Source organism: Lacicoccus qingdaonensis, from assembly GCF_900101075.1.
In the GTDB taxonomy this organism is placed as follows: domain Bacteria; phylum Bacillota; class Bacilli; order Staphylococcales; family Salinicoccaceae; genus Lacicoccus; species Lacicoccus qingdaonensis.
Map to the genome: position 1 here is coordinate 89,497 of NZ_FNFY01000005.1, position 17,546 is coordinate 107,042.

The following is a 17,546-nucleotide window of genomic DNA, read 5'->3' on the forward strand; positions in this document are numbered from 1 at the left end:
TATTTATAATCACATATGATTCAGTTAACGGAATATTTAGACTTAAAATATCACATAAAAAAATGGGGAGTGGGATTGAATGTCATTGATTGAGTTAAAACCGAAAGTCAGGGAATTTTTAGAAGGGGACAAGGGCCTTTATATTAACGGGGAGTATGTGCCTTCTGAAAGCGGTAAGACATTTGAAGTGAAAAACCCTTCGACTGAAGAGGTCATTGCGAATGTCAGTGAAGCTTCAGAGAAAGATGTGGATAAAGCTGTAAAAGCGGCGAAAGATGCATTCGACAACGGAGAGTGGACAAAGATGGATGCAGATTCAAGATCTCAGCTGATATATAAGTTTTCAGAACTGCTTCACGAAAACCGTGAGGAGCTGGCGCAGCTTGAAGCACTGGACAACGGCAAGAAATATCAGCAGGCACTCGAAGATGATGTCGACGGCACTGTGCAGCATTTCAGATATTATGCCGGATGGGCGACGAAAATTTTCGGCCGGACGACAAACATTGATCCGAATTATGTCACGTACACTGTACACGAGCCGATGGGCGTTGTTGCCCAGATCGTTCCATGGAACTATCCGCTACTGATGGCTGCCTGGAAAATGGGCGCAGCACTTGCGGCAGGCTGTACAATCGTTCTGAAGCCTGCGGAAGATACACCATTATCAATACTGTATACTGCCAGATTGTTCAAAGAAGCAGGATTTCCTGACGGTGTGGTCAACTTTGTGCCGGGCTATGGTGATAAGGCAGGCCATGCACTTGTCACTCATGAAGATGTGGCGAAAGTTGCATTTACAGGGTCAACAAATACAGGCCGTAACATCATGAAAGAAGCGGCTGAAGATATCAAGTCCATCACTTTGGAACTCGGCGGGAAATCACCGGCTGTCGTATTGGAAGACGCTGATATCGAGGCCGGTCTTGAAGGTATCTTAGATGGGACAATGTACAATTCCGGCCAGAACTGCAGTGCGACGACAAGGATTTATGTTCAGAGAAACATCTATGATGAAGTGGTCGAAGCGTTGAAAAATAAAGCGGAAGAAATTAATGTAGGAGACGGTCTGGATGAAAATACGGATATCGGACCATTGGTTTCCAAAAAACAGCTGGACACTGTTCTCGGATATATCGAGAAAGGCAAGGAAGAAGGTGCGAAGCTGATCACAGGCGGCAAGCGTATCGGTGACAAAGGATTTTTCGTTGAACCGACAATCTTTGCTGATGTAACGGATGATATGACGATTGCGAGAGAAGAGATATTCGGACCGGTGATGTCTGTCCTGCCGTTTGACGATATCGAAGAAGTCATAAAGCGGGCGAACGACAGCAATTACGGTCTTGCTGCAAGTGTTTGGACCGAGAATATTAAAGACGGTCATTATATCGCCTCTAAACTTGAGGCGGGTACAGTATGGATCAATGACTTCGGTCTGGAACTTGAAACAATGCCGTTCGGCGGTTATAAACAATCCGGTATCGGCCGCGATATGGGCGGGGATTACGGTATTTCAAACTACATCGAAGTGAAGAGTGTGTTCGTTAACATGGACAGATCATAAGAGAGTGGGTAATGATATGAGCGCGACGCTGGGAGAAGAGCTGAAGAAATTACGCAAAGATAAAAAGATGACATTGAAAGAACTGAGTGCAAAGAGCGGATTATCCATCAGTTTTATTTCACAGATTGAACGTGATTTGAAAACACTGACGTTCACTTCGCTGAAAAAAATTTCCGAAGCACTCGATGTCAATGTGAATTTCTTCTTTGATGATAACGGGACAGACCCGGTCGACACTTCCTCTCTGAATGGTAATTTTTCGTATAAAGACCTGTCGGGAGATATGGTGAATCCGATATTCACCCCTGCTGTTGTAGAGCTGAAAGCAGGAGAGACCCAGCATTCACCGTATACCCACAGAGGCCAGGAATTCATCTATGTCCTGGCCGGTTCACTGGAAGTGATTGTAAGCGGTGAACAAAAAACACTGGAAACCGGCGAATCCATTCATATCGATTCGAGAGTCGAACATGAATGGTATAACAATACCGCTGAAACGACAGAGATACTGCTCGTATCATCCAACTCGGGATAGTTCTGCGTAATACAAAAAGGACCGGAGACAAAGTAAATGTCGCCGGTCCTTTTGTATGGGCAGAAGAGGTTAAAAACAATGTTTGAAGAAACGATAAAAACCACACAGCTGTGTGGTTTTTATTTTGCCAGCCAGTACAGCTGAAGCTTGTCCCGGGCCTGATCGAGGTCTTTATGAAATTTCACTTTGGCATTTTTACGTTCATCGCCAATGCGTTTCAATGTAATTTTGACGGCATCTTCATTGCCCAGCAGGTGATGTGCGGCCATTTCGCCCTGAAGGATGGCAACTTTGGCATTTTCAATACCGGTGATATTGCCTGCGACATACAGTTTATCGATTTCGGTTTCCATCTGTTCGCTGTGAATCGGCACGTATCCGCCAAGGGATTCAAGATAGGCGTGTTTCAAATTGAACAGCGAAGTGATTTCGCTGACTGGAGAAAGGCCGTCTGAAATACAGACAAAATCGCATTTTATGTCCTGTTCGGTTCCTTTGATCACACTGCCGTCAGCTCTTGTTTTCACGGTAGTGACAGATTCGACCTTTTCTGCCCCGTTGATTTTAACGACTTTTTCCTTGATGGAGATCGGCAGTCCGAGAGCTTTGATGCCTTTCGACGGAAATAGTTTCAGAGCAAGTCCGTGCAGCATCGACATTCTGCTGCCGATATCTGCAGAGATGGACAGAAATTTTGACGGTGCGGATGTGCCGAGCCCCATTAATGTCTCAAGTGCATCCCTCGGCGTAACCTTATTAAATTTATTCTCTGCCGGCAAACAGATTTTTCTGACATCGATATCGGCATAACCGAGCTCCATGCCGATGACCATCGACAATGGATTGATGCCGATGATGACGCCGGCATCACCGGGGGCGACTCTGTGAAAGTTGGTCAGAACCTGGGCGGCACCGACGGTCATGACGCCCGGCAGCTCCCAGCCAGGGAGCGGATAGGAATTTTCTTTGGCACCAGTCGCAACGATCAGGTAATCAGATGTAAAATTCCCTTTATTCGTATAGACAGTAAACGCCCCATCGTTCCGATCGACATTGAAGACGGACGTTTCAAGCCTCAAAGTTATTTTCTCATCCAATCCATCATGGAGACGGCGGGCCACATCCATGCCGTTCCACCAGCTGTCTTTCGATTCCTCATACAGCTGGCCGAGCAGTCGGCCGCCGTAATGATAATATTCATCGACAATCAGAACGCTTTTCTTATCCTTCAATATGTTCGCGGCACTCATCCCGGCAGGGCCGGCACCGACGATGATGACATCATAATGAGTCATTTGCGCCGCCTCCTTTCACCAGATGGGGGAGAGCACCCTGCCTGTCCACATGCATATTTTTTTGAAGCGGTGTCAGACATGCCCGGACATTTCTTCTGCCGTCGACGGTGACCCGGCATTCGGAGCAGTGGCCGATATTGCAGTAGAGGCCGCGCGGCGCCCCGTCGCTTTCATGGTAGCGGAGCGTCCGTATATCATTTGCCAAGAGAGCAGCGGTAATGCTTTCACCTTCAGCGCCGTAGTATGTCCTGCCGTTCCATATGAACGGGACAATATGATGCTTTTTCGGCCCGAGTATTTTATGGTTTAATATTCTTCTCGTCATCAAGCAGCCCTCCTGAAAGTTCTTCAAATGATACCGTGCGTATCGGGGGCTGTGCCCTCAGATGAATAAAGACCGGTGACTCATCTTCAGTATCCCCTGTAATTTTATTGATCATGTGCCCGCATGTCCTGCCGTTGCAGAATCCCATGCCGGCTCTCGTTTTTAATTTCATTTCCCTTGAATCATTAACGCCTTTGTCCATTTCTGCCAATATTTCCGAGTATGTGACGTTTTCACATCTGCATACTGTAAAATCTTCGCTTTTCATCATAGTGATCACCCCAAATAATTATCCTTACATGAGATAAGAAATAACCGTGCCAGTTACAGATTGAACTTTTTGATCTTCGCATACAGTGTCGGACGGCTGATGCCGAGAATCCGGCTTGATTTTTCAATGTTGCTGTCATTGGATTCGATGACCTGGCGGATATAATCCGCTTCCACCTGATCGATGTAATCCTTTAACTGAAGGTCGTCCGGCGGCAGGCTGTAAGTACTAAAATTCCTGCTCTGACCGACTTCCTCTAGATACTGATGGAAGATATTATTATCCAGAGTACTGCCGCTTGAAAAAATGACGAGCCTTTCGACAACATTGATGAGTTCCCGCACGTTACCCGGCCATTCATATTGCCTGATTTCCTGAAGCAGCTGCTGATCGGCATACAGCAGTTTAGTCTGATATTTTTCCGACAGCTGGAAAAGATAATAGTAAAACAATGATTCAATATCATCCGGACGCTCACGAAGGGGCGGGATATGTATATTGATGACATTGATCCGGTACAGCAGATCTGAACGGAAATCATCCGATGACAGCAGTTCTGCAATCACTTTATTTGTAGCGGAAACCAGTCTGAAGTTGGTCGTCTGCTCCTTTTTCCCGCCCAGTTTAAAGTACTTTCTTTCCTGCAGAATACGCAAAAATTTGACCTGCATCTCAAGCGGCATCTCTCCGATTTCATCGAGGAATAAAGTTCCGTTTTCAGAAAGCTCGATCTTTCCCTGGTTGCCTTCCTTGTTCGCTCCGGTAAAGGCGCCGCGGTCATAGCCGAATAGTTCCGACTCGAATAAGTCATTCGGGATGGCGCCGCAGTTGAGCGGGATGAAGTCACCATCAAGCTGACTTACGTTATGGATGGCCTGGGCGAACAGCTCTTTACCGACACCGGTTTCCCCGGTAATTAAAATATTGGCATTCGTTTTCGCAGCTTTTTCAATCTGATTCTTTAAATTCTCCATGATGGAACTTTTATAAATGATGTTTTTAAAATGATTGTCATTATGAAGATGTTTGACGTTGTCACTCAAAATGCTGACTTTATTTTTAAGGTCTTCTAATTCTTTTTCCCTTTTGATCTGTGCAGTCACATCGATTTCCGACACCACGGCGCCCAGCACTTTGCCGTCATGGTGGATCGGTTCCGCTTTTATATCCACATAAATATCGGGGGTCGCCTGATGACGTTTCTTTTCAAACGACTGATTTTTTCTGAGGGAATCGAGAATGAGCAGCTGATCTTCCGAAAAAATTTCTTTTATGTCTTTTCCGACAACATCCTCATTTTTCAAGTTGAATATTTCTGACGCACGCTTGCTCCAGTAGATGACTTTCTCATCATTGTCGATGATCGTAAAAGAATGATTATAAAAATTGATCAGTATTTCAATTAACTTTTTCTCAATCATAATATCTCCTTTTGTAAACTTTAATATAATCATTATATTTTTCTTTACACTTTATTACAAACTATAATATGGTTTCATCCAGAAAAGCTGGCACGCTTATTTCTTATATGCAAGTAAGAGAGGAGGGTGAGAGGTTATTGAATAATCACTTTGACGTAATGATCATCGGCGGTGGAATCATAGGTGCAAGCATTGCCTACTACTCGTCGAAAAAAGGATTGAATGTGGGACTGATTGAAAAGAATACGGTCGCCTCGGGAACGACTTCAAAATGTGACGGCAATGTCCTGCTGATAGATAAAGAACCGGGCTTTGACAGCAGGATGGCGATCAAAAGCCAGGCGCTCATCAAAGAATTGTCCGGAGAGCTGGAAATACCGTTCGAGTTCAGGCATCCCGGCAGTATATTCCTTTGTGCAAATGATGAGGAGCTGGAACAGGCATACATCTGGGTCGACCGTCATAACGAAGCGAACGGGGATGACCGGTTTTTCAAAAAACTGACGAAGGAAGATTTGAAGAATGACTCGAAATATTTTGCCGATCATCTGACCGGGGGTCTTGAATGTACGAACGATTCGACCGTCAATCCATATATGCTGACCTTTTCGCTGATTAATGAAGCGAAGAAGTACGACTTCACCTTATATGAACATTCACCTGTGGATGATATTAAAAAAACGGATGCGGAAACATTTAAAGTATATTCCTGTGGAAGTACCTTTACGGCGAATAAAGTGATCAACGCCGGCGGCATATATGCACAGGAAATCAGCAGAATGCTGGAGATTGATCTGCCGATCCATCCGCGTAAAGGACACATACTCGTCGCATCCCGTACGGAACTGATGGGCACACGTAAAATTCAGGAATTCGGATATTTGATGACGAAGTTCGGCAAAGAACGAAGTGCTCCTAAGACGATGAATGATTACGGCATCGCACTGGTCCATGAAGCGACTGAAAGCCAGAACTTCCTTATGGGCAGCAGCCGGGAGTTTACCGGTTTCGATACGAAGGTGGATGCGGGCATCATCCGTCTCATTGCAGAACGGGCGATAGAGTATTTTCCAAAGATGAAGGATTTGAATATTATACGGTCATATGCGGGGCTCAGGCCATGGACGCCGGACCATCTGCCAATCATCTCCGATACCGGGATTAAAAATTATTATGTTGCGGCAGGCCACGAAGGTGACGGCATCGGACTTTGTGCCATTACAGGCAAGTGGATGAGTGAAATGATCACCGATTCACTCAATGATGACATCACCCCGCTCAGTTTATCGAGGTTTAAGGAGGCGGCTGTATGAACATAAATACGAGACAATTTTTGACGATTGACACACATACGGGCGGCAACCCGACCAGAACAGTGCTGACAGGCATGCCGGAGCTGAACGGGGAGACGATACAGGAAAAGATGCTGGATATGAAAGAAAATCATGATCATATCAGGAAATTCCTTGTCTATCCGCCGAGAGGCCATGACGTCATGAGCAGCACGATTGTTTTGCCGCCTTTGAAGGAAGAAGCAGATTTCAGCGTAATTTTCGCAGAAACCGGCGGTTATCTGCCAATGTGCGGGCATGACACCATAGGCACATGCACGGCTCTTGTCGAACTCGGCTATGTGGAAACGGTTGAGCCTTACACGACGGTCGTATTGGATACTCCGGCCGGCGTGGTTGAAGCAAAATGTAAAGTGACTGACGGCAAAGTTGAGGAAGTGACATTCGTCAGTACGGATGCCTTTCATTTAAAAACGGTGCATGTCGATTACAAAGATAAGAAAAATATCAAATGTGATATCGCATACGGCGGCAATTTTTACGGCATCATCAAAGCCGAAGACCTCGGCCTCGCACTTGACGTCGGTGAATCGGAGAAAATAGTTGCGACAGCAATGGAAATCCGGGATGAAATCAACCGGCAGCATGAAATCCGGCATCCGGACTTTCCCTTCATCGATAAGATGACGCATATGGAGCTTTATGAACAAGGAGATATCACCAAAAATGCCGTCGTCGTACCGCCTGGCGGCATCGACCGGTCGCCATGCGGCACGGGTACTTGTGCAAAGGTATCAACGCTGCACAAGGAAGGCGTACTCGGCCTGAATGAAGCATTCATCCATCAAAGTATTACCGGTTCAGAGTTCAGAGCGCATCTACTCAGTACGCGTGAAGAGAAAGGCATTTCATACAACAGAATTTCCATAACGGGTTCTGCCTGGATCATGGGGCGTCATGATCTTTATTTGGATGAGGATGATCCGCTTAATCACGGGTATCTGCTGATACCTGAAATATAAGGAGGTGGGCAGGTGATAAGAAAAGTGATCAACAGCCATGATATTCATGTGGACGGGCAGCAGCTCAGAATCGTACAAAAAGATGAGCTTACGGGCAGTGTGGAAGGATTTAACAATATCGACCTCCTGCTGAATGAACCTAGAGGCAGCAAGTACGTCAATCTGATCATCTATAAGTCTGACGAATCAGCAATTGATGTTGAAATTTATTCGAACTCGGTTTTGGACAATAAAGACATCCTGTTGAAAAGTTTCATACGTTCGCTGCTTGAACGCGGCACGATCAATCAGGATGACAGTTATGTAATCAAAGAAAAGGGAGAAACATACACTTATCCGCATGACAGCCTTGGAATCGAAAAGATTTATGAAGTCGAAGGTGAGGACGGTGTGTATGTTGTAAACGGTAAGAATGTATTGGTTGAAGCGGTGGACTTCGAACTGTCCATTGAAAATATTACGGAGATAAAAAACTATATAGAAGCTTATAAAGTTTTTAAAGGCTATCTCATATTGGTCAACGACGGCAGACATATCACGTTTAATGAAGACAAGGTCGCTCTTGCCTATCCGGTCAGTGAAGCGGTTTCTGTCTTGAACTGTATTTATAAGAAGGAAAAAATCATTGCATTGAATACTGCAGAAGTGGAAATCGTCAGCGGCCAATACTCATTCGAACATTATCTGATATCAAATTCGCAATTTTACATCGAAGGCTCAGATATTTACTCAAAGGGTTTTATAATTAAATGAAGATGGGGGACAGTATATGAAAAGTAAGGGGAAATTACCAAGTGTACCGATGCTGATAGCGATCCTGGTTTTATTTGTAATAATAATGTTCAGTTTCATAGTCATTTTGGAATTGCCGATTCAGCTGGCACTTCTGACCGTATGGTTTGTCATTATTGGGTTCGGTGTTTATTTGAAATATACTTATCATGAAATGGAAAAAGGCTTGCTGAAAGGTATCCATGAAGGTATGGGCGCCACGCTCATTTTAATCGCAGTGGGTGCACTGATCGGTTCATGGATTGCAGGCGGCGTTGTTCCGACGATGATTTACTTTGGATTGAATATTATCAGTCCGAGCATATTTTTAATGGCTGCAATGATCATCTGTGCAATCACTTCGTTAGCAACAGGAACATCATTCGGTTCAGCGGGGACAGCGGGCATTGCGATGATGGGGATCGGTGAAAGTTTTGGCCTGCCTGTATATTTAGTGGCGGGTGCGGTTATTTCCGGTTGTTATGTTGGGGATAAGATGTCTCCTTTATCAGACACGACGGTAATGACGGCGTACTTATCCAAAGTAGACCTTTTCAGACATATTAAATCCATGTCATTCGTGTCCATACCGGCATTTGTCATTGCTGCGATTCTTTATTGGATTGTCGGTGCATCACTGCAGAGCGGCAGCGGAGATTTGACGATTGCACAGGAAACGATGACAAGTCTCGAAGAAACGTTCAATATTTCCTGGGTAATGCTTATACCGGCGGCTATTGTCATTGTACTGCTGGCTTTGAGGATGCCTTCGGTACCTGTAATAGTTTTCGGTGCATTGCTGGGCAGTTTGTGGGCCACATTTTTCCAAGGATACGGCTTTATAGAAGCGATTCAGACCATGTATTCCGGCAGCGGCATCTCGACGGGCATCTCATTTATCGATACCCTGCTTGACCGCGGTGGTATTACCTTTATGCTTGAAGTGATATTACTCATCATTCTGGCGCTTGGCGTCGGCGGGTTATTACAGTCAATCGGTGCATTCAGAGTCATTGGGGATATGTTTGCCAAATTGGCGACAAATACAGGTAATATGACTGTCACTACAATGCTCGCATCATTCTTCGGTGTATTCTTCGGCGGTGCGGCATACGTATCATTGCTGACAGGAACGAAAATCACAGAAGAAAACTATGACCGTAAAAATGTCAGCCGGACTTTATTATCACGTAACGTTGAAGCGGGAGGAACGGTAACGACTCCGATGGTGCCCTGGTCTGACGGCGGTGTGTTCATGGCAACGACACTTGGCGTGGCGACCATCGCATATCTGCCATTCTTCTGGTATGGATTTTTAGTGATTATCATCAGTTTGATTTATGGTTATGCAGGATTATTTATAATGAAGAAAGACAAATATGAAATTGAGAGGGATAAAGAACATGAACAACAAATTTGAGGGCGTATACCCGGTACTGATTACACCAATGAATGAGGATTACAGCGTAAACTATGAAGGCATGAAAGAGAACGTCCAGCATTATCTGGACTTGAAAGTCGCAGGTATCATCATCGTTGGAAGTACGGGAGAATTTGCATCTCTGGATGATGATGAGAAGGAAAAAATCATCACACAAGTGAGTGAACAGGTGAAAGGCAGCGAAACAAAACTGCTTGTCGGCATCGCGGATGAAAGAACGGACAAAGTCATCGAGTATGCGAAATTCGTGGAAGGAACGAATGCGGACGGGCACCTTCTGATCAACTCATTCTATCAGACACCGACAGAGGAGGAAGCATTCCACCAGTTCAAAGACGTCAATGACGTGGTGACAAAACCGGTCATGATGTATAACAACCCGTTCACGGCTAATGTCGATCTTGAAAATGAAACGATTTATAAGATAGATAAAGAACTGGATAAAGTGCAGTATATCAAGGAATCGACAGGTGATATCAGAAAAGTGAGGACACTTGTGGAGAACACGGACTTGGTCATGTTCTGCGGTTCGGATGATCTCGCCTATGAATCCTTTGCAGTGGGTGCGACCGGCTGGGTATCGGTTGCCGCAAACATCGCGCCAAAAAGTGCTTCAAAACTTTATGCACTGATGAAAGAGGGCAAATATGAAGAAGCAAGAACTCTGAATAAAGATCTTCTGCCTCTTTGTGAGTTCCTTGAGGATTCCGGCAAGTATGTCCAGATCGTCAAGAAGGCGATGGACCTCAAAGGCCTGAACGGGGGACCTTCAAGAAAGCCGAGACTCGGTCTGACGGATGAAGAAACCGAAAAACTGAAAAGCCTGATGGAAAAGTTGGACTGACAATAAGACCGGCCGTACGGCCGGTCTTTAATTATGCTTCAGCATCTGATTTTTATATTTATTGACGGTGCGTCTTGATATTTTAATGCCGAGTTCATTCAGCATCATTGAGATTTTATTATCGGAAAGTGTGTCGTAACCATCAATGTTTCCGATAACGTACTTCACCTGGCTGACCGAGAAGCCTTTGCAGCATTCTTTGGATAAAAGGCTTTGAATCGGCAGTATGCCCCGCGGTGTGGAGATATATTTATTTGAAATCAGGCGGCTTACCGTCGCAGGACTGAGTTCGGTGAGTTCCGCAAGCATGCTCTGGTCCAGCGGCCGCAGGTACTCTGTATTGCCGGTCAGATATTCTTCCTGAATATCACAAATAGCATTCAATAATTTCAAAAGATAGATTTTACGAGCCTTGAGCATCGATACCAGTTCTGAATATTCTTCCCGATAGGCCTTGATCTGATTTGAAAAATCGGTTTCTTCCCCGGTCAGGTAAAGCGGTTCGAATACGATATCTTCAGCAAGGTAATCCTCAATCTGAATCTGCAGTCTGCCCTCGATTACTATGATGGAACCTTCAGGCAGTATATCGATCTGTTCATCACCGTCCAATGGGTAAAGACTGCACTGTTTAATTTCATTTTCCATATAGGAATTGAAGTCGTCGGGGTCGATGTCCAAATCGGACAAAAATTTGAGGCTTCCGGATTGTATATCATGTAAATTATCTTTAAAAGCACTGAACATAGTTTCTTCGTATGTATCATTGGTTGTCAGCTGGAACTTTATAAAATCCACCGCATCCGTACATCCGATGCCTTTTGAACCATAGTCTTTTAATGCATCTATTAACAGCTGGACATTGGATCGGTCGGCATTTGTAAGTACAGCAATATCCTCGGCAGATGATTCGAGGAAGCCTTTCGGGGACAATGAACCTATGATGACTTCCATAATCTTTTTATCACTGCTTTTTAAAGTGTAATTGAAATGAGCAGTGATTTCGTCGACAATATCATTGTCTGCGTATACTCCTGAATGATCGGGCAGGGGGTGGTCGTCTTTAATATAGATCAAAGGATTTTCATTACACTTGTCGATGACATATTTGTACAGCTCTTTTGGAGTATATTTGAAAAGGCTGATTGAATTGAGTATATAGTGATTCAAGGAAATATTCGTTTCTGCAGTTAAATTCAGTGATACCAATTAAAGCACCTCCCTGTGTCATTCACTTATTGCCAATAATCTTAGCCGTGATTGTAAGCGGTGTCAAATGTAAAGTGCATATGCTGTACGGTTTTAATATGCATATTACATTTGGTATAATGAGAATATTCAATAATGTCTGCCAGAATTAAAATCAGGAGATGATGGAATGAAAGCTGTTATATTTCAGTTTGAAGTGACGGAAGGCGATTATGAAAAGAATTTAAACAAAGTACAAAGTTTATTTCAGGAGCATGCATTGGAAGAGGACAGCATAGTCGTCCTGCCTGAAATGTGGACGAGTGGATATGATCTGAAAAACATAGAAAAACTGGCATTTCACAATCTCGGCGGAGTCAAAGAGGAGATGGCAGAGCTTGCTGCAGAATATAAAGTCAATATCGTTGCCGGCTCGGTTCCGAACATCAAAGAAAGCAGCGATGTTTTGAATACTGCATTTGTAGTGGATAAAAAAGGCGAGCTTGTTTACGAGTACTCCAAAATCCATCTCGTACCGATGCTGAATGAACCGGAATATTTAACAGGCGGCGGAGAATCTGCCGATACATTTGAACTGCTCGGCAACAAGGCGGGTCTCGTCATATGTTATGACCTCAGGTTTCCCGAATTGTTCAGGGATCTTGCGCTGGATGATGCGAAAGTCGTCTTTGTCGTAGCAGAATGGCCGGCGGAACGGACGGAGCACTGGCTGACACTGCTTAAGGCAAGGGCGATAGAGAACCAGTGCTATATTGTGGGCTCCAATACATTCGGCACCCAGCCAAACGGCACGACATTCGCAGGCAACAGCATCATCATCAACCCATTCGGTGAAGTGCTGGGCCAGGGCAGTGCAGATCAAGAGGAAGTTGTGGAAACAAATATAGACCTGGATTACATTGCCCAGGTCAGAGAAGATATCCCGATCTTTAAAAGCAGAAGAAGAGATATGTATAAGTTTTTGTAGGATCCGGACGCTCTCCCGACAGGGTGCGAAAACGATGTCGGGGCAATTTAATAGAATCAAGAAAACGACAGGATATGGGGGATCCTGTCATTTTTTTATGAAGTATGATATACCTTGTCCGCTTCTTCCAGCAATTCATAAGTTGTAGTATATGCCTCGCAGCCGTCTGCAGGAACTTCATAGTTATCCGTGACGGTTCTCAACTGTTCGAAATCCATTTTCAAATCCGGAGCTTCAGAAGTCTGCACTTTTTTGTTTATGTTCTGAAAGATATCTCTGACTTCCGCGAGCTCCGGATGTCCCGCTCCATGGACCCGTGCTACGATAGGCGTCATTTTTTTAAGCGTTGGAAAATTCTCTGCCACGACATTTTTAAAAGTTATATTTGTCATTTATTTACGTCCTCTCCCATATGATAATTATCTTATCTTTAGATTACAGGAGAATTGGAATTTAGAAATTGACCCAGGTCAACTTTCTATTTTATTTAATATTTGCAATTAAAGAGATTTCCAGCGGTGCGTTGTCCGGCAGTGAGCTTACACCGACCGCCGCCCTTGACCCGATAATAGTTTCTCCAAACTGGTCAACCAGATAATCGGAAGCGAAATCTGCAATTTTGGAATGAGATTCAAAATCCACAGATGCATTGACATAGACAGTCATCATGATAATCCTGTCTATTGCTTCCGTGCCGGATATTTCCTGGTCGATGACCTGTATCGCATTTTTAATCGCCTGCTGTGTCACTGATTCATACTCACTCAAATCTGTCTGATTATCAAGTTTGCCCGTCTTCACAAGCTGGCCGTTAATTTTTGGTGTAATGCCTGATGTATAGACTTTGTCTGCATCTCTTGTCGCCAGTTTATAATTACCGTTTGGCGTCACTTTATTTTCCATTTTTATAATACCCCGCAACTTTAATGATTCTCTTCACCGCATCAACCGCTTTTTCCTTATCCTGTGAAAAATTCAATCTGATGCAGTCTGTGAACTGGGGGCCGAATTGCGTGCCCGGAGTGACAGTCACTTTTGCCTGTTTCTTTAAAACTTTAACGAAGTTATCACAATCGATGGAGAGATCTGTGATTTTCGGGAATATATAACTGCCTGCTTCGGTTGTTCTCACTTCAAAGCCTGCATCCCTGAACAAGGTGAGTAAGATATCTCTGATATCCTGATGCGCCTTGATTCGCTCTGCCATCCAGCCATCAGGCTCGCTGAACCAGTTCTTCAGTACAATCTGGCTGTAGCCGGAAGCTCTCAGTGAAACGATTGCCTGCAGCTGTTCCATCCTGTCGATGATGGCTTTCGAACCGTAGGCGACTCCCAGCCTGAAACCGCTCAGTGATTCTGTTTTGGAAGGGCCGATGATTGTCACGATATTTTCTTTGGGTACGATATCCAGACTTGCAAGATGTGTATAAGTTTTGTTGTCAAAAAGCTGTCTGGAATATAATTCATCGACGATGACATTCACATCATATTCACGAACGAGTTCGCCGATTTTCGTGATTTCTTCTCTACTGTATAGGACTCCGCTCGGATTATTCGGATTCGAGAAAATAAAAGTCGATACGCCTTCTTTAAAACTCGCTTCCAATCCATCCAGATCAATGCCGGCTTTATCTTCATGACTCAGATAGTCCAGCTGAACCGGGTACAATTCACCCTGAAAGAAATGGACGAGCTTTCTGTTTGCATAGTAATCCGGTTCAATGATCGCGACTTTATCGCCGCGTGTAATCGTGGCACCGACCGCAAGGAATAGTGCACCCTGGGTGCCCGGTGTGATGATCAGTTCATTTTCAGCGTCAATTGAAGTTGAAGAGTAATCAGCCAGCTTTGCAGCGACATCTTCCAGAATATCTTCACGGCCGCGGTAAACCGTGTAGGCTTGAGTCCCACCGATCTCTTTGAAACCGTAGTTGAAGTTTTCGAGGGCGCCCGGCACGGGTTCAAAGGCATCCACATCGCCGTGTGAAAAATCGACAGGCTCACCCGGCAGGTTTCCCCCCTTAAGTTCAATATCATCAAAATTCAAACGCTTTTCCTGTCCCGGTGCTAAATCGGCATTCAGTTTATCAAATAGATCCTCTACTGAAGACATGTGACACGCTCCTTAATAATAATTTCGTGGTTATTACAACTAGAGTAGCATTACCGTTTATATAATGTAAAATACGATATAATGGAATTAATTATTATAAAACACGTTATTTGGAGAGGTAGAATGAATACATCTGAAATTGAAGCTTTTCTGGCTGTCGTCAGATCTGGAAATATCTCAAAAGCATCTAAAAATTTATTTATATCACAGTCTACAATCAGTCAGAGAATAAAAGCTCTGGAAACAAAACTTGAAGTCAGACTTATCGAAAGATCAAAAGGCATCACTTCGATCAACTTAACTAACGAAGGAGAAAATTTTTATAAGATTGCTTTAAAATGGGAGCAGTTGATGACTGATTCAAAAATGCTGAAACAAAAAGAATATAATCAAAGTATTTCTATTGCCGGAGTGGATAGTATCAACAATTTTGTCTTGAACGATGTATTTCGCAGTATGGTCGGTGATCATCCATCAATCAGCTATTTTTTCAGAACTCACCAGTCCAATGAAATTTATACATTAGTGGAAGATAATACTGTAGATATGGGTTTTATTCTTCAGGAAAGAGTGTCTGAATCAATAATTAAAGAAGAGTTTTTCAGAGAAGAACTGGTATTGGTTTTAAATAGAAAGCTGGGGAGCAGAACGTCAGTTACTTTGGATTCTCTCGATACAACAAAAGAACTGTATATAAATTGGGGGCACGTATTTACCTTATGGCATGAAAAGCATTTCGGATACGGCGGAACGTTGGGTGTAGAAACCCACACAGGTATACTGATTAATGAATTTTTAAAATCAGAGGAATATTGGGCAATCATTCCTGTCTCGATGGCAAAGCAGTTTACTAAGGAAAGTAATCTGCAAATCATTAGATTCAGTCAGGATAAACCGTATAGAATCTGTTATATAATCTATGATCAAAATAATGAAAATGCAGGAAACATTCATAAAGATATATTGAACTACAAAAGTTTGACTGAAAATAAAATCCAGTTGAACGATGAGGGAACCAATTTAGAAATTCAATTATAATATCAATTTTGTTAATAATAAATATTTAATATCCGACTTTTACTATATTTGGACAGATTGATAAACTTTTTATAAAGGGCGGATTAAAAATGAAAAAGGGGATGGAATGATGAAGAAGAGAAACACCAAATTTTTCCCGGATGAGCTGCAGAATAAATTAAGAGCGCAGTTCTATTATTTAAATGATGATATAAATGGAAACAGAAGAATATTTTTTGAAAATGCGGGTGGTGCGTTAAGGTTAAAATCCACACTGGAAAAATACGGAGAGATATCAATGATACCGGATTCTCCTGTCAGAGATTATGATATTGCTCAGAAGATCAATCAGGATATCACTGACGGCAAGGAGGATATCCGTTTACTGCTGAACGCAGAAGGTGGAGAAATCGCAATCTCTTTGACCGCTTCAAAAATCATTTTTGAAATGATTACAGTGGCAGCGATGGATTTACCAAAGGGCAATATCGTGACGACTGCGATAGAACATCCATCTTCTTACGATGCATGTGAATTTTCATCGCAGCAGTACGGCCATGAGTTAAGAGTGGCTGAAGCGGATCACAGTACAGGCAGTGTATTTTTAGAGGAATTGCTGTCACATATTGATGATGATACAAGGATCGTCTCTTTAATACTGACATCGAATATCACAGGTGCCATGCATGATTTAGAAAAGTACACAAAAGCGATTCATGAGAAAAACAGTGAAGCAATCATCATAGTGGATGCTGTACAGGGTGCACCGCATGAACTGATCGATTTAAGCAGATGCCATGTGGACGGCATCAATCTCGCGCCATACAAAATGTTCGGACTGCGCGGCGTGGGCTTTGCCTGGCTGTCGGACAGGCTCGCGCGCCTGCCGCATCACAGGCTTCTAGCCACTGATGAAACAAACTGGGATCTCGGCAGTGCGACACCTGCACATTATGCATCGTTCTCAAAGATTGTGGATTACATTTGTGAGATCGGTTTTTATTTCAATGAAAGTGATGACAGAAGAATGTTGATTGAAGAAGGCATGACAAGAATTACCTTACAGGAGCAGGCGATATTGAACAGACTTTTAAATGGTTCTGAGTCAATAAAAGGCACGAAACATCTTAACAATGTGACGATTCATTTTGAAGAAGCGAATGGCATCAATCAGGATTTGATTTTAGCGATGTCCTTCAGCAATATATCCAACAACAGGGCAGTTGAAATATATAAAAAAAATAATATCCAGGTATTTGCGAGAGAAGCCTCAAGTCATTATTCGAAACGTATTCTGGAAGCGGTAGGCCTTAAATCACTTGTAAGAGTCTCCCCGGTTCATGTTCACAATGCTGAAGATATAGACGAATTTTTAAGAGTGACAAAAATGATTGATGAAATGTAGACGGCAAGCATTTAATTTCAATAATTCCTTGTATATAGGTAGAATTTGAAT

General features: G+C 43.4%; 18 protein-coding genes. 10 read left to right on the forward strand and 8 right to left on the reverse strand.

The window, feature by feature from the left end; translation table 11 throughout:
- The first annotated feature begins 79 nt into the window (after positions 1-79).
- Together BLR15_RS04770 and BLR15_RS04775 are read left to right on the forward strand one after the other, a co-directional pair.
- On the forward strand, positions 80-1,567 hold the full coding sequence (locus tag BLR15_RS04770) for an aldehyde dehydrogenase family protein (RefSeq protein ID WP_092985216.1): 1,488 nt from the start codon (positions 80-82) through the stop codon (positions 1,565-1,567).
- A 16-nt stretch (positions 1,568-1,583) separates the two neighbouring features.
- Complete coding sequence (locus tag BLR15_RS04775; protein WP_092985218.1) at positions 1,584-2,102, forward strand: helix-turn-helix domain-containing protein; 519 nt, start codon at positions 1,584-1,586, stop codon at positions 2,100-2,102.
- A 119-nt stretch (positions 2,103-2,221) separates the two neighbouring features.
- Here BLR15_RS04775 and BLR15_RS04780 read toward each other — a convergent pair whose 3' ends face one another.
- The 4 genes from BLR15_RS04780 to BLR15_RS04795 are packed head-to-tail and all read right to left on the reverse strand — an operon-like array spanning position 2,222 to position 5,414.
- Entirely contained in the window at positions 2,222-3,397 is a 1,176-nt protein-coding gene (locus BLR15_RS04780; RefSeq protein WP_092985220.1) for an NAD(P)/FAD-dependent oxidoreductase, read from the reverse strand.
- On the reverse strand, positions 3,384-3,722 hold the full coding sequence (locus tag BLR15_RS04785; protein WP_092985222.1) for a (2Fe-2S)-binding protein: 339 nt from the start codon (positions 3,720-3,722) through the stop codon (positions 3,384-3,386). The genes BLR15_RS04780 and BLR15_RS04785 overlap by 14 nt, the downstream gene beginning before the upstream one ends.
- Entirely contained in the window at positions 3,697-3,993 is a 297-nt protein-coding gene (locus tag BLR15_RS04790; RefSeq protein WP_092985224.1) for a (2Fe-2S)-binding protein, read from the reverse strand. Before BLR15_RS04790 ends, BLR15_RS04785 begins: the two co-directional genes overlap by 26 nt.
- Before the next feature lie 53 nt (positions 3,994-4,046).
- The gene (locus tag BLR15_RS04795; RefSeq protein ID WP_092985226.1) at positions 4,047-5,414 is read right to left on the reverse strand and encodes a sigma-54 interaction domain-containing protein; all 1,368 of its coding nucleotides are present in this window, start codon (positions 5,412-5,414) and stop codon (positions 4,047-4,049) included.
- Between the two features lie 107 nt (positions 5,415-5,521).
- On the opposite strand from BLR15_RS04795, the gene BLR15_RS04800 reads away from it, so the two are divergent.
- The 5 genes from BLR15_RS04800 to BLR15_RS04820 are packed head-to-tail and all read left to right on the forward strand — an operon-like array spanning position 5,522 to position 10,784.
- On the forward strand, positions 5,522-6,727 hold the full coding sequence (locus BLR15_RS04800; RefSeq protein ID WP_092985228.1) for an NAD(P)/FAD-dependent oxidoreductase: 1,206 nt from the start codon (positions 5,522-5,524) through the stop codon (positions 6,725-6,727).
- On the forward strand, positions 6,724-7,728 hold the full coding sequence (locus BLR15_RS04805) for a proline racemase family protein (protein ID WP_092985230.1): 1,005 nt from the start codon (positions 6,724-6,726) through the stop codon (positions 7,726-7,728). The genes BLR15_RS04800 and BLR15_RS04805 overlap by 4 nt, the downstream gene beginning before the upstream one ends.
- Positions 7,729-7,740: 12 nt before the next feature.
- Entirely contained in the window at positions 7,741-8,481 is a 741-nt protein-coding gene (locus BLR15_RS04810; RefSeq protein ID WP_092985232.1) for a hypothetical protein, read from the forward strand.
- Between the two features lie 16 nt (positions 8,482-8,497).
- On the forward strand, positions 8,498-9,919 hold the full coding sequence (nhaC, locus tag BLR15_RS04815) for a Na+/H+ antiporter NhaC (protein WP_092985234.1): 1,422 nt from the start codon (positions 8,498-8,500) through the stop codon (positions 9,917-9,919).
- A complete protein-coding gene (locus BLR15_RS04820; protein ID WP_092985236.1) occupies positions 9,903-10,784 on the forward strand; it encodes a dihydrodipicolinate synthase family protein in 882 nt (293 codons plus the stop codon). The genes nhaC and BLR15_RS04820 overlap by 17 nt, the downstream gene beginning before the upstream one ends.
- A gap of 27 nt (positions 10,785-10,811) precedes the next feature.
- Here the strand turns inward: BLR15_RS04820 and BLR15_RS04825 are convergent, their stop codons facing one another.
- Complete coding sequence (locus BLR15_RS04825; RefSeq protein ID WP_092985238.1) at positions 10,812-11,993, reverse strand: RNA polymerase factor sigma-54; 1,182 nt, start codon at positions 11,991-11,993, stop codon at positions 10,812-10,814.
- Between the two features lie 169 nt (positions 11,994-12,162).
- Here BLR15_RS04825 and BLR15_RS04830 point away from each other — a divergent pair, with 169 nt between their 5' ends.
- Entirely contained in the window at positions 12,163-12,960 is a 798-nt protein-coding gene (locus BLR15_RS04830) for a carbon-nitrogen family hydrolase (RefSeq protein ID WP_092985240.1), read from the forward strand.
- Positions 12,961-13,055: 95 nt separating this feature from the next.
- Here BLR15_RS04830 and BLR15_RS04835 read toward each other — a convergent pair whose 3' ends face one another.
- The 3 genes from BLR15_RS04835 to BLR15_RS04845 form a co-directional block, all read right to left on the reverse strand.
- A complete protein-coding gene (locus BLR15_RS04835) occupies positions 13,056-13,352 on the reverse strand; it encodes an iron-sulfur cluster repair di-iron protein, ric (RefSeq protein ID WP_218118658.1) in 297 nt (98 codons plus the stop codon).
- Positions 13,353-13,443: 91 nt separating this feature from the next.
- Entirely contained in the window at positions 13,444-13,863 is a 420-nt protein-coding gene (locus BLR15_RS04840) for a RidA family protein (RefSeq protein ID WP_092985242.1), read from the reverse strand.
- Positions 13,853-15,073, reverse strand: a complete 1,221-nt coding sequence (locus BLR15_RS04845; protein ID WP_092985244.1) for a pyridoxal phosphate-dependent aminotransferase — start codon at positions 15,071-15,073, stop codon at positions 13,853-13,855. Before BLR15_RS04845 ends, BLR15_RS04840 begins: the two co-directional genes overlap by 11 nt.
- An 81-nt stretch (positions 15,074-15,154) precedes the next feature.
- On the opposite strand from BLR15_RS04845, the gene BLR15_RS04850 reads away from it, so the two are divergent.
- Both BLR15_RS04850 and BLR15_RS04855 read left to right on the forward strand, forming a co-directional pair.
- Positions 15,155-16,111, forward strand: a complete 957-nt coding sequence (locus BLR15_RS04850) for a LysR family transcriptional regulator (RefSeq protein WP_092985246.1) — start codon at positions 15,155-15,157, stop codon at positions 16,109-16,111.
- A gap of 109 nt (positions 16,112-16,220) precedes the next feature.
- The gene (locus BLR15_RS04855) at positions 16,221-17,495 is read left to right on the forward strand and encodes an aminotransferase class V-fold PLP-dependent enzyme (protein WP_176754059.1); all 1,275 of its coding nucleotides are present in this window, start codon (positions 16,221-16,223) and stop codon (positions 17,493-17,495) included.
- The last annotated feature ends 51 nt before the right edge of the window (positions 17,496-17,546 follow it).